The sequence below is a fragment of the Vibrio sp. Hep-1b-8 genome, assembly GCF_006124995.1.
GTDB lineage: Bacteria > Pseudomonadota > Gammaproteobacteria > Enterobacterales > Vibrionaceae > Vibrio.
Map to the genome: position 1 here is coordinate 1 of NZ_QEWN01000112.1, position 12,614 is coordinate 12,614.

At 44.5% G+C, this 12,614-nt stretch carries 8 protein-coding genes and 4 pseudogenes; 5 read left to right on the forward strand and 7 right to left on the reverse strand.

Annotated features, from left to right (window positions below; all coding sequences use genetic code 11):
- Positions 1-650: pseudogene (locus tag DA100_RS13670) on the reverse strand (transposase); the annotation flags it as partial.
- An 82-nt stretch (positions 651-732) separates the two neighbouring features.
- Between DA100_RS13670 and DA100_RS13675 the strand changes: the two are divergent.
- Positions 733-1,212 (forward strand): annotated as a pseudogene (locus DA100_RS13675) (tyrosine-type recombinase/integrase); the annotation flags it as partial.
- A gap of 115 nt (positions 1,213-1,327) precedes the next feature.
- Here the strand turns inward: DA100_RS13675 and DA100_RS13680 are convergent.
- On the reverse strand, positions 1,328-3,172 hold the full coding sequence (locus tag DA100_RS13680; protein ID WP_138972656.1) for an ABC transporter ATP-binding protein: 1,845 nt from the start codon (positions 3,170-3,172) through the stop codon (positions 1,328-1,330).
- 314 nt (positions 3,173-3,486) lie between these two features.
- Between DA100_RS13680 and DA100_RS13685 the strand changes: the two genes are divergently transcribed.
- A complete protein-coding gene (locus DA100_RS13685) occupies positions 3,487-4,464 on the forward strand; it encodes an arginine deiminase-related protein (RefSeq protein WP_138972657.1) in 978 nt (325 codons plus the stop codon).
- A gap of 100 nt (positions 4,465-4,564) precedes the next feature.
- On the opposite strand, the gene DA100_RS13690 is transcribed toward DA100_RS13685, so the two are convergent.
- Positions 4,565-5,230 (reverse strand): Crp/Fnr family transcriptional regulator, encoded by a 666-nt coding sequence (locus DA100_RS13690; protein WP_138972658.1) that lies wholly within the window; start codon positions 5,228-5,230, stop codon positions 4,565-4,567.
- Between the two features lie 212 nt (positions 5,231-5,442).
- On the opposite strand from DA100_RS13690, the gene add reads away from it, so the two are divergent.
- A complete protein-coding gene (add, locus tag DA100_RS13695) occupies positions 5,443-6,435 on the forward strand; it encodes an adenosine deaminase (RefSeq protein WP_138972659.1) in 993 nt (330 codons plus the stop codon).
- A gap of 77 nt (positions 6,436-6,512) precedes the next feature.
- Here the strand turns inward: add and DA100_RS13700 are convergent.
- The 3 genes and pseudogenes from DA100_RS13700 to DA100_RS13710 form a co-directional block, all read right to left on the reverse strand.
- A pseudogene (locus tag DA100_RS13700) lies at positions 6,513-7,061 on the reverse strand (TonB-dependent receptor); the annotation flags it as partial.
- Between the two features lie 114 nt (positions 7,062-7,175).
- Positions 7,176-7,301: pseudogene (locus DA100_RS21355) on the reverse strand (siderophore ferric iron reductase); the annotation flags it as partial.
- Between the two features lie 21 nt (positions 7,302-7,322).
- The gene (locus tag DA100_RS13710) at positions 7,323-8,243 is read right to left on the reverse strand and encodes a DUF368 domain-containing protein (protein WP_138972660.1); all 921 of its coding nucleotides are present in this window, start codon (positions 8,241-8,243) and stop codon (positions 7,323-7,325) included.
- Between the two features lie 656 nt (positions 8,244-8,899).
- On the opposite strand from DA100_RS13710, the gene gltS reads away from it, so the two are divergent.
- Positions 8,900-10,126 (forward strand): sodium/glutamate symporter, encoded by a 1,227-nt coding sequence (gene gltS / locus DA100_RS13715; RefSeq protein ID WP_138972661.1) that lies wholly within the window; start codon positions 8,900-8,902, stop codon positions 10,124-10,126.
- Positions 10,127-10,186: 60 nt separating this feature from the next.
- Here gltS and DA100_RS13720 read toward each other — a convergent pair whose 3' ends face one another.
- Positions 10,187-10,921, reverse strand: coding sequence for a flagellar brake protein (locus tag DA100_RS13720; RefSeq protein ID WP_138972662.1), 735 nt, complete (start codon positions 10,919-10,921; stop codon positions 10,187-10,189).
- A gap of 498 nt (positions 10,922-11,419) precedes the next feature.
- Here DA100_RS13720 and DA100_RS13725 point away from each other — a divergent pair, with 498 nt between their 5' ends.
- Positions 11,420-12,598 carry an MFS transporter gene (locus tag DA100_RS13725; protein WP_138972663.1) on the forward strand — a complete coding sequence of 393 codons (1,179 nt, stop codon included), beginning with the start codon at positions 11,420-11,422 and terminating at the stop codon, positions 12,596-12,598.
- Positions 12,599-12,614 lie beyond the last annotated feature (16 nt).

Below are 12,614 nucleotides of genomic sequence, written 5' to 3' on the forward strand. Positions count from 1 at the left end.
CTGTAAGCTGTCACTCATAAAGTCAATCGACCAACACTGGTTAGCTACCATAGGCACATTAAGCGGCTCAGGCGAACGAGTTGGTAAGCGTTTTTTCGCTTTACGACGCCTATTGAGTTTGAGTTCGCAGTAAATCCGATATATCCGTTTATGATTCCAGCCATGTCCCCAGCGACGAAGTATTTTGAGCAATTTGCTAAAACCGTAGGCTGGATAACGCTCAACCGCCTTTTGCAGTTCAACAATCACTTCATGATCGTTATTCGCTTTAGGCTGGTATCGATAAACCGAATCACTAATGCCAACTGCGCGACAAGCAAGACGTAAACTGGCATTGTGCCGTTGTCTGGCATACTCAACCAGTTCGCGTCTTATCGCTGGCTTTACAGCTTTTTTTCTACGATGTCTTTGAGACTTCGATGCTCTAAGCTCAACTCAGCAAACATGGCTTTCAAGCGACGATTCTCCTCTTCTAAGTCTTTAAGGCGTTTGACTTCAGAGGCTTCCATCCCACCGTATTTTGCTTTCCAGTTGTAGTAGGTGGCATCTGAAATGCCGTATTCACGGCACACTTCATTGACCTTACGACCCACTTCCACTTCTTTTAAGATTTTGACGATTTGTGTTTCTGAGTAACGTGATTTTTTCATCGCGGGTTCTCCTTCTATGCTCAGTCTAAGCCGAAGAACTCTAAAATGGTATGCCACTAGTTTAGGGGAGGTTTACACTTTTCTTGAGAAGGTGCGCCAAGATAACAGCCCTTCAGCGGAGCAAATTCAACTGGCTTGCAAAGTATGTTTAGCGACAGGGGCGAGAATAGGGGAGGCTCTGAACTTGAAGCGTTCTCAGGTCAGCCAGTACAAATTGCTGTTTACAGAAACGAAAGGGAAGAAGAACCGTTCTGTTCCGATATCTCGCGCTTTGTATAGTGAACTACTCGATGTTGCGGTGAGTGAATCAGCAGTGTTTGACGTGACTTACTATGCAGCTTGGGAGTGTGTGAAACGTGCCTTGCCAGAGCATGTTCCAAGTGGGCAAGCGACTCATATTTTGAGGCATACATTCGCTAGTCACTTTATGATGAATGGAGGTGATATACTGGTACTGCAGCGTATTCTAGGCCATAGCAAAATTGAACAAACCATGGCTTATGCGCACTTCTCACCAGACCATCTTATGCAGGCTGTTCAGCTAAATCCCCTCGAAAACTAACAGAGAAAAAGTGGCGACAAAGTGGCGACAACTGTCAGTTAACCTCGGTTTTTGTCGGTTATTGTCAGTAAATCGCCACTATTCAGTTAAGCTAGTTTTCAATTAAATCAGCTATTTACGCTACATCGGTCTCTTCTGCTATGAATCCACCCGTCTGATGAGCCCATAGCTGGGCGTAGATACCGCCACTTTCAACTAGCTCTTGGTGGGTGCCTTGTTCAACGATTTCGCCTTTATCTAACACGATTAAGCGATCCATTGCAGCGATGGTCGATAGTCGGTGAGCAATCGCAATTACAGTTTTGCCTTGCATAAGCTCGTTAAGACTCTCTTGGATTGCCGCTTCTACTTCCGAGTCGAGAGCAGAGGTGGCTTCATCAAGGATAAGCAGCGGCGCATCTTTGAGTAGCACGCGAGAGATTGCGATACGCTGGCGTTGGCCACCCGAAAGTTTCACGCCTCGTTCACCTACTTGAGCATCGTAGCCCGTGTTACCAAACGGGTCACTGAGCGCTTGAATAAATTCATCAGCATGGGCTTGTTTAGTCGCTTTTAGAAGGTCTTCTTCTGACGCGTCAGGGTTGCCATACAAGATGTTATCGCGAATCGAGCGGTGTAGCAGGGACGTATCTTGCGTCACCATACCAATCTTGCTACGTAGGGAATCTTGAGTGACGTCTGAGATCACCTGACCATCAATTTTAATCTTGCCGCTTTCAACATCGTGGAAGCGCAATAGCAAGTTGACTAAGGTGGATTTGCCCGCGCCCGAGCGACCCACTAGGCCCACTTTTTCACCCGGCTTGATATTGAGATTTAAGTGGTTAATGACCCCTTTCTTTTTATCGCCGTAATGAAAACTGACGTCCTCAAATTCAATACCGCCTTGCTTAACTTCCAACGGCAGAGCGTTTGGCTTATCTTGGATATCAATTGGCTTCGCCATGGTTTTCATGCCGTCCACTACCGTACCCATATTTTCGAACAGTGCACCGACTTCCCACATGATCCACATCGACATACCGTTGATACGCAGAGCGAGGGCGATCGCAATCGCGATAGCGCCGATACTGATTGAGTTGTCCATCCATAGATAGATCGATAGGGCACCAATTGAGAAGACTAAGATGTAGTTAGTAATTTCAACCGCGACATCAAAGCCAGTGACCAGTCTCATTTGGCGATAAACAGTGTCAAGGAAACCCGTCATGCCTTTTTCAGCATATTCAGTTTCCCTTTTGCTGTGTGAAAACAGCTTAACAGTAGCGATGTTGGTGTAACTATCTACGATACGTCCTGTCATAGTTGAACGGGCGTCTGCTTGTTCCGACGCGACTTGCTTCAGCTTTGGTACAAAATAAATTTGGATGCAGATATAGCAAGCTAGCCAGATCACCATTGGGATCATCAGACGCCAGTCAGCTTGAGCAAGTAAGACGACGATAGAGGTAAAGTAGACCGAAACGTAGACGAACACATCCATCGACTTCATTACCGTTTCTCGCACCGCAAGAGAGGTCTGCATGACTTTCGTTGCCACACGACCAGCAAAGTCATCTTGATAAAAGTTGAGACTCTGTTTGAGCAGATAACGGTGTGTGAGCCAACGAATCGACATTGGGTAGTTACCCAGTAATGTCTGGTGTACCAAAAGTGAGTAACAGACAACAAGAATAGGCATCACTACCAGAAGCAACATTCCGTAGAAAATGAGCGCGCTCTGGTTATCTTGCCAAAATGTCTCTGGGTTACTGTTTGACAGCCAGTCAACCAGATTGCCCATCGCGCCAAACAGGGATACTTCGACGATCGCAACAATGGTTGACATGATCGACATGATAATCAGCGGGATTTCAAACCCTCGAGTATAGTGACGGCAAAAGGCAAAGATGCCCGTTGGCGGCTGATCTGGCTCCTGTTGTGGGAAAGGCTGAGTAAAGCCTTCGAACTTCTTAAACATATGTATTTCCTAAACACGCAAATAAAGCAGAAGAGATGCCGTAAGGCACGAGCGTTCGTCCATAAATAGGAAGGGTTCGGTTATGGTATACCCTCGTTCTATGAAATGTAACCAGTTTATTATTCTTTCCCTTGCATAATATTCATCGACCTCTGGATGAGTTTTGTTCTGGCAGTAACTTTAACTGTTATACGTGGCTGGCTCAGTTAAACTTACTGAAATGAATGCATAATAACAGGTCAATTCAGTAATCTTTCGTTTAACAATATGTCTACAATTGGCGTTAGTGAGTGAGATTAATTGAGTTTGTCACAATGTTGAAACAGCAAGCCATACTAAAAACTAAACCATCTTCAGTACAGAACGCTAACTGCGTGGTCATGGTTCCACCTAAAGAATTTGCGTTTAATGCTGAAACGGCAAAAGACAATGAATTCCAGCATCAAGTGTCGGAATCGACCAGTCAAGTGCGTGAAAAAGCAATGCAAGAGTTCACGACTATGGTCGATACGTTGCGCAAAGCGGGTGTTCAGGTTGTGGTATTTGATTATCCGCTCGGTGGTGTCGAAACACCTGATGCGGTGTTCCCAAACAATTGGTTTAGTACCACCGCAGACGGAACGCTTTACACGTTTCCTATGGCTTGTAAAAACCGTCAGCAAGAAGTTAAGACCGATGCTTTGGTTGAAGCGTTAGAGTTCGCGGGTCGCACTGTTTTAGGTCAGGATAGCCTGACTTCTTACCTAGCTCATGATGCTCATTTAGAGAGCACAGGTGTCATGGTAAAAGATCATGTTAATAAAACTGTCTACGCGGCGCTATCTCAACGTTGTGATCGCGAAGTTCTTGAAGACTACGCACAACGTATCGGTTATGACCGTGTGGTCTCTTTCCAAACCGCGCTGCCGTCAGGTAAGCCTATTTATCATACCAATGTGATGATGGCGATTGGTGAGAGCTTCTGTGTCGTTTGTGATGAAGTGATCCCTGAATTTGAGCGTCGTTTTGTGATTAAATCGCTGGCGAAAGATAAGCAGGTGATTTCAATCTCGATTGATCAGATGAACCAGTTCTGTGGCAACATTCTTCAGCTAGAAACGGTCAACGGTGAAAAAGTGATTGCGATGTCTCAGTCTGCATACGATGCATTTTCGCCAGCGCAACGTGCTCAGTTATCGAGCCATGGTAAGCTGTTGCCATTCAACGTAAAGACGATTGAAAACATTGGTGGTGGTAGCGTTCGCTGTATGCTGGGTGAAGTGTTTTTACCAAGCCGTACCCATCAGCTTTAAGCTGGGAACCGCAAATGAAACAGACAAAATCGACGCTTTTAGGGCGTCGATTTTTTGTTTTTCTGGCGGACGAATGTGCTTCGGATACTGAGTGTTCGTACTACTGGTAGTATTTTTCAAGATAGTCGCGCAATACGTCAATATCGACGGGGACAATCCCGACTTTATCAGGCCCTTTAGCCACTAGTCCTTCGCTGATCAGTTCATGGATAATACGTGTATACGCTCTTTCGGTGCAGCCAAAGCGTTGTGCTTCCTGATACATATAGGTATGGCCGGATGAACGGGCGCTGTTACTGTATCGACTGACGAGATCTTTGATGATGTTAAATTTAAGCGGATACAGCGAACGCTCTATCGCAATATGCATAGTATTGAGATAGATGTTGGACATTCTATGTGTCATCCAAAATGCGACACTGCCGTCAGAAATCAGCAGTTCAGCAAACTTATCCCGTGGGATCACGATCAGTTGTGCATCTGTGGTGGCGATGACGCTGAATGGGCTGGGGGCATCGGAGAAAAACTCCATCTCACCAAAAAAGTTATCTTCAATGTAATAGTCACCCAAACTGAGTGTTTTGCCATTTTCAGCGGTGTGCAGAACAGAAAATTGTGCCGCCTCTGACCAATAGACATCATTGACTTCGCTATGCTGACGTATGATGTGGTCGCCTTTTTGCACTTGAATAGTTCGGTATTGTTCATCTTTCACTAACTGACGGATTTTGTTCAGTCCATCATTTAAAATCTTGTTCTTATCCATAGTGAATTTTCTTTATTCAACAAAGTGTTGAATGATTTAGCCTCTGACCGGACAATTGTCGTGTTACTTATGTTAGATAATCATATAACATGAATTTTATTGTAATCAAAAACAAAGGATAAAGTGTGTGAATCACGATTATTGCTATAGTTGCAATAGCGTGTTGTTTTACCTCTTTATCGTATAAGCAGTGAAAGTTAGGACTGAACCCGATGAACTATTTTGATCTCCCGAAAATTGATCTCCATTGCCACCTTGATGGTAGCCTTCGCCCACAAACGGTAATTGATTTAGCTGCCGAGCAGAACATCGAGCTGCCAAGTACCGATGCGGATGTCATCAAAGAGATGATGGTTGCTCCAGAGACTTGTCCCAACCTGCAAGAGTACTTAGATCGTTTTGCACTGCCAATTAAAGTGATGCAAACAGCCGAAGGTATTGAGCGTATTTCGTTCGAACTGTTCGAAGATGCCGCAAAAGAGAACGTAAAATACTTAGAAGTGCGTTTTGCGCCACACCTTCACATTCAAAATGGTCTTAGCCATGAGCAGATTATTGAAAGTGCAGTAAAAGGTATGAAGCGTGCGGAAGCGCTGTATGACATCAAAGGTAACTACATTTTGTCTGCGGTTAAGTTCCTACCTTCAGACACAATCCCTCCAGTATTGGATGCGGGTGAAAAGTTCCTAGGTGATGGTGTTGTGGCGTTTGACTTGGCTGGCAGTGAGTTGGACAACTTCGCCCACGATTATGTGACTTACACTCAATATGCTCGTGACAAAGGCTACCGCATTACTATTCACGCGGGCGAGCAGGGCTGCGGTCAGAACGTTTATGATGCCATTGAATTGCTAGGCGCTGAACGTATTGGTCACGGTGTTGCCATTAAAGACCATGCGCAAGCTTACCAACGCGTTAAGCAAGATGCAGTGGGTCTGGAAGCGTGTCCAAGCAGTAATGTGCAAACGAAAGCGATCTCTGAGCTTAAGCTTCATCCGCTGAAAGATTTCCACAAAGACGGCCTACCAGTAACGATCAATACTGACAACCGTACGGTTTCTAATACCACCATGACTCAAGAAGTTGAAAAAGTGATGGAACTGTTTGAGCTAACGGCAGAAGACTATGCGCAAATCTACCGCGCAAGTGTTGAGCAGTGTTTTGCTAGTGAAGAAGTGAAACAGAAGCTGATGCAGTACATTTAAACGCTGAGGCTGAAAAGTGAACATGAAAACCGCCCCAAACAGGGCGGTTTTTTTCTTTTAGGTGATTAGAACTTCACTTGGTGATCTTCCCATCCTGCATCGGTTTTGGTTTGTGTTACGACATAGTGGCCAGACAAACCAAGTTGCAGCATGTCTGTGGCCCAGTAGCTGACTTGAGCTTCTGCACCGTAGACACGTTTAGGATCGGCCAGTCCAGAGATAGAGAAATCATCTTCGTACTGAACTGTTGCGCTAGAGTGTGAGTAGTAAATCGCTGATTGCAGTGACAGATTATCTAGGTCATTGCGATAACCAATTTCGTAGCTGTCTGTTTTGATTCCTTCGAGTTTAGATGCCGCGACATCTTGCGTCGCACTCTTGCCATAGTAGCGATACAACTGAGGGATATCGAAACCTTGCGAGAAGTTAGCCCAAACTTGAGATGTTGGATCTAAGTGATAAATCGTACCAAGGTTGAAGAGACCTTCAGCGTAGTCGGTTGCACCACCAGGAACAAACGTCGAGCTTGGTTTAGCTTGAAAATCGGCAACATCAATGTCCATGTATTGGTAGCGGCCTTGGATGTCATTGATTACATGAACTAAGCCGCCGGTCGCTTCGTTGCTTGCATTTCGTGCAACGATATCCGCCAATTATCCAATATATCTTTGCGCCATGTTCGCTATCGCGATCGGCATCCTTGCCTACTTCTTTGGACGGACTGAAGAGCTAAAAGCGTATTAGCGTTTGTTGTCTGGATGCCTAGGGCAGTCGCTGAACAGTTGGCGTCCACTACATTTATAAACCAGGCAGCAGCTGGTTCTGGTCAGTTTCAGCTCGCGAGATTGCGGTAGGTATCGAAGTGAGTAAAGCCGCTTTAAATTTGATTACAGATCGCGGTTCTCGGCGAATTTTTCTAGTCCGAGAACTAGTCCGATCGCACATAGCATTAGAATGATCGCGATACCCAGTTGCGCAGGTTGGGAGGTGAGAGCTTCAAAATCTGACGGGGAGAGGTTGTGCTGAATTAAAGGAACCTGTTCTCCTTTGGAATTAACACGCCAACTGATGGTCTCTTTCCATGGCCAGATCTTTGGCAATGTACCGAGCATGAGGCCAGTCAAGAACACCAATGTAAGGTCTCGGAAGCGCTTTAGCAGCCAAGAAAGAACGTGAGAAAAGCTCAGAAGGCCAATCACACAGCCAGACAAAAACAGCAGTAGGATTGGCAGATCAAAGGATTTTACCGCGCCGAGTACTGGGGTATACATCCCGATCAGAAGCAGGATAAAGCTGCCAGAAATTCCCGGTAGGATCATCGCACAGATAGCAATGCCGCCTGCGAAAAGGACGTTGATATTGGTCGGCTCTAACTGAAGTGGATTTAACACCGTAATGCTGTAGGCGAATGCTACCCCTAACGCGAGGAAGACTAAGCGGCTTAGGCTACGTTGTTCGATCTGTTTGAGCATATGGAACACAGAAACCAGAATCAGACCAAAAAAGAATGACCACAAAGGAATTGGATGAGTCACCAACAGCCAAGAAATGAGTTTTGCCAATGTCGCAATACTGGTCAGTACCCCACCAAACAGTGAGATAAGAAACAAACCGTTAATATGTTGGAAAGCCGCTTTGAATCCATCTCGCTTCCAAATCCCGATTGCCGATGGGTTAATGCGTCGAATGCTCTCAAGCAAGGTGTCGTAGATGCCAGTGATAAACGCAATCGTACCGCCCGAGACTCCAGGTACAACATCAGCCGCGCCCATCGCGATGCCTTTTAGAAAAGTCGTTAGATAGTTCATTATTGAAGGTTAACTAAATTTTGGTGCAGAGAGTATATCGGCTAAGAGATGAAAAAAGTATGAAAAATCATACTAGAGCCAAGTATTGATAAGAGTGTAGTTTAATATGCATTTGCAAATTATTGCAAAATGCAATTTTCATTTTGCATTTTGAAATGGTTATTTGGGCAAAAAGTGTGCTTTAGAACAAAAAACAACGTGCTTTTAAAGTTGGCACGTTAAGTGCACATATTAGAGTGACCCTTCTTAAGCCGAGGGTCACCTAGCCAACTGACGTTGTTAGTGAATGTATTTTGTTCACACTATATATAAGCCAATCGCACTATTGCGGTTGGCTATTTTTTTGCCTGTTTTGTCAGTTTTTCCTGCATAAAGTGTTATTTTATTCCCGTTTTTACCTAAGTTTACATAGTCACAAAGTGTGAATTTTGCGTCTGCACTCGACAAGTAGGGGCAATATTATTGATAATGTGCGCTTTCATTTTCAAAACCCGCGTCGTTTTCGTTGGGTTAACTGTTGAATCGAGCATCTTGAGGCTGTTTGAATAAGGACAAATTTCAATAGAAAAGTTGAACCATTGAGCAATTGCTCCTCAGAGTCAAATAGGGCTCTGTACTCGTTAAGGAAGATGAGTGAATAACTAAAAAGAGGTTATATGAATCAGATAATTTCAGTTGGACCGCTAGAATCTTTCTTAATCGCAATCAGCGTTTTATTCCTAGGGCACTTTGTAAATTCCAAACTTCCAATCTTGAAGAAGTTTAATATCCCTGAGCCGATTGTTGGTGGTCTTATCGTCGCAGTTATCATCACAATAATGCACTTCAATGGCATTAATCTCGAGTTCTCTCTGCCGTTGCAAAAAGTCTTTATGCTAATGTTCTTTAGCACCGTTGGTCTCGCTGCCAATTACACTCAGTTGATGAAAGGTGGAGCGAAGGTATTCATCTTCCTTGCAGTCGCTTCGTTTTATATCATCATTCAGAACGGCGTTGGTGTCTCGATGGCGACCGCGCTAGGCCTAGATCCTTTAATGGGTCTTATTGCTGGCTCGATTACTCTGTCTGGCGGACATGGCACTGGTGCCGCTTGGTCACAAACCTTTTCCGATAACTACGGCCTGACTAATACTCTCGAAATCGCGATGGCTTCTGCCACTTTTGGTTTGATTATTGGCGGTATTATTGGTAGCCCGGTTGCGCAGAAGCTGATCAATAAAAATGGCTTTGAATCAGAGTATGGTTCAGGTACACAGACTCACGCGCGCTTTCCGGAACTCGTGACATACAACGAATATGAAGAAGATAAAGTGACGGCCAAAAAGGTCATCGAGATTCTATTTATTCTGCTAATTTGTGTCACTGGTGCCAAGTATTTGGAGCAGTGGGTCGTGAGTTTCAACATCAGTTGGCTGATGATACCTGACTTTGTTTATGCGCTGTTTATTGGCGTGTTTATTACCAATGTATTGGAAGTGAGCAAAACCCATAAGATTGATGCTGAAACCGTTGATATTTTGGGTACGGTTTCTCTGTCACTGTTTTTAGCAATGGCGCTGATGAGTCTGAAACTATGGAACATTTTTGACCTTGCGATTCCATTTTTAGTCATTCTCGCTGTGCAGTCTGTGGTGCTAGGGTTTTTCTCTTATTTTGTGACCTTTAAAGTGATGGGCTCTAACTATGATGCGGCAGTAATGGCTGGTGGACATTGTGGCTTTGGTCTTGGAGCGACACCGACCGCGGTAATGAATATGGGGTCTTTGGTCAATAAATACGGTCCATCGCCACAGGCATTTATGGTGGTTCCAATTGTTGGAGCGTTCTTTATCGACATAGTGAACTTAATCATTCTACAAGGCTACATCTCGTTTATCGGTTAAACAAATCGGTAATTAAAAAACGCCCTGCTAATTGAGCAGGGCGTTTTTTTATATGTGAGATTAGCGCAAGGTTAGTTTGGTGCCATTGAACTTTAAGTGACCTAGGAGGATCTTGGCATTGTTCTTCCCATCATCAGTGAATGCGACACCATAGCGTGCGTAATGGAGTGAACGTTGGAGGTTACACACCTTGCCAAATAGGGGCTCAAAGCGTGGGCCTTTGGGAGTATTTAGCTGAACATGAAGAGAAATCTCTTCGCCAACTTGAAAAGGTCGACTTAACGGCGCCGTGATAAAGCGACAACCGCCTTTCGACAAGTCTCGAATTTCGCACTCTAGCCTGTGAGTGTTAGCTTCGACACGTGCTGAAAGATTCACTTCGAAACGAGGCTCTTTGCGTAATTGTGTCACTTGCATCGTTTTAGGTACAGACAAAGCGACCATTGGCACTGGAGCCGTCAGTACATGTTGCAGTTGTCCACGGAAGTGCACGATAGCCCCTTCACCGCGAGGTGAGATCGCACGTACAGTTGCCCAGAAACCTTCTTGAAAGAAATACTCTAAGTCATCATCAGAAATCTTTGGCAGTTCTGCTAACACAATGTTGTTGGAATGCGTGCCAATAAAAGAGGTTTTACAACGAAAGCTTGTACCAACAGGCGTTGAAATCCCGATCGTCAACTCACCACCATGTTCAATCATGGCTAGCGCATCGGTACTATTTAAAATAGAAACATTCTTATCGTTTGAGGAGCGAACTGTATGCTCCTTATGCGCCACCGCTGAGTTATTCATCTAGCCTCCATTGCTCCCACAATCATTATTCTTTTTACGTGTGGGTCTTTTTTAGTCATCTGACCTGTGAATTTTATATGGTCGGATAGAGTCAATTCTATGTGTGGTTTGCTAATTGTTCAAACATCAAATCTGACAATAAATTAGACGTGCGTATCATTTTTGAGAGATTCATCCAGCCAAAAGTGCAAGTAGTATGAATAAAACTCACAGTTTTTGCATGGGTTAAGGGAGTTAGTCACGACAAGGCTTGCCCCAAATGGTAAGCCTAACGTGTATTTACGCTTTAATTCGCGCCATATAGTAGGTGTCGATTAGTTCACCATAACGGGATTTAGATTCGTGATAAAGGCTTGTTTTAACATTTTTTTGACAGACGATTGAGGCTGACAAGTACTTAGAGACGGGTTTTGAGCCCTAAAGTAAAATTTGCAAATCTGATTGTTTCTTCTCTGCAAGCGATCTAATGTAACAACTTGTTTACTTGAGGAACCCGTCATGAATCAATCTGCGAGTTGGAAAACACCGCAAAACTTCCTGCTACTTATCTCGATTGTTGTCCCCATTGCTTTTTCTAGCTGGATGGCCTTGCTGAACAACTTTGTTATTGAAAGGGCGAATTTTGACGGTTCAGATATTGGCCTTTTACAGAGTGTACGAGAGATCCCAGGTTTTCTAGCCTTCACTGCAGTCTTTGTGTTGCTGTTTATTCGAGAGCAACGTTTTATGTTACTGTCACTTGGCGCCTTGACTATCGGTACCGCGATCACCGGATTTTTCCCTTCGGTTTTTGGTCTGTTGTTGACCACGTTGCTGATGTCTACGGGTTTCCACTATTTTGAGACACTCAAGCAATCCCTCTCTTTGCAATGGCTGAGCAAAGAGGAGGCACCAGAGATGCTTGGTAAATTTATCTCTATCGGTGCACTGGCTTCATTGGTGACTTACGGCGCGCTATGGATTTGTCTAGAAGTTTTGGTGATGGACTTTCAATGGGTCTATCTCACTTTTGGTGGGACGGGCTTCTTACTGGTGATGTGGATGGCATTTGCTTTTCCTCAGTTTGAGACGCATGTACAGCAAAATAAAAAGTTAGTGCTGCGTAAGCGATACTGGCTCTACTATGCACTGACCTTTATGAGCGGTGCTCGCCGCCAGATCTTCACTGTGTTTGCTGGCTTTTTGATGGTAGAGAAGTTTGGCTATTCAGCGGCAGACGTAACCATGTTATTCCTGATTAACTATTTGTTTAACTTCTTGTTTGCCAAACGGATTGGTAAATTTATCGGTCAGGTGGGTGAGCGTAAAGCACTGATGTTTGAATATACGGGCTTGATTTGTGTGTTTGTTGGTTATGCGTTAGTGGAAAGCGCAGAGTGGGCCGCCGCTTTGTACGTGGTTGATCACCTATTCTTTGCCCTGGCACTCGCAATAAAAACCTATTTCCAGAAAATCGCCGATCCGGCGGATATGGCATCGACCGCTGGGGTTTCATTCACCATCAATCACATCGCCGCTGTGTTTATTCCAGTCACCTTCGGCTTTATTTGGCTAGTGTCACCCGCAGCAGTCTTTTACATTGGTGCGGTAATGGCTTTCGTTTCATTTATACTGTCGCTTAACATTCCTAAGTTGCCGCAAGAGGGCAACGAAGTCCGTATTTTGAATTGGAGTTAAACAGCGATGGAAAGTA

Excerpts from the sequence above, each read along its gene's own strand:
- gltS (WP_138972661.1), top strand. The coding sequence starts at position 8,900 with ATGAATCAGATAATTTCAGTTGGACCGCTAGAATCTTTCTTAATCGCA.
- DA100_RS13680 (WP_138972656.1), bottom strand. The coding sequence starts at position 3,172 with ATGTTTAAGAAGTTCGAAGGCTTTACTCAGCCTTTCCCACAACAGGAG.
- DA100_RS13720 (WP_138972662.1), bottom strand. The coding sequence starts at position 10,921 with ATGAATAACTCAGCGGTGGCGCATAAGGAGCATACAGTTCGCTCCTCA.
- DA100_RS13690 (WP_138972658.1), bottom strand. The coding sequence starts at position 5,230 with ATGGATAAGAACAAGATTTTAAATGATGGACTGAACAAAATCCGTCAG.
- DA100_RS13710 (WP_138972660.1), bottom strand. The coding sequence starts at position 8,243 with ATGAACTATCTAACGACTTTTCTAAAAGGCATCGCGATGGGCGCGGCT.
- DA100_RS13725 (WP_138972663.1), top strand. The coding sequence starts at position 11,420 with ATGAATCAATCTGCGAGTTGGAAAACACCGCAAAACTTCCTGCTACTT.
- DA100_RS13685 (WP_138972657.1), top strand. The coding sequence starts at position 3,487 with ATGTTGAAACAGCAAGCCATACTAAAAACTAAACCATCTTCAGTACAG.
- add (WP_138972659.1), top strand. The coding sequence starts at position 5,443 with ATGAACTATTTTGATCTCCCGAAAATTGATCTCCATTGCCACCTTGAT.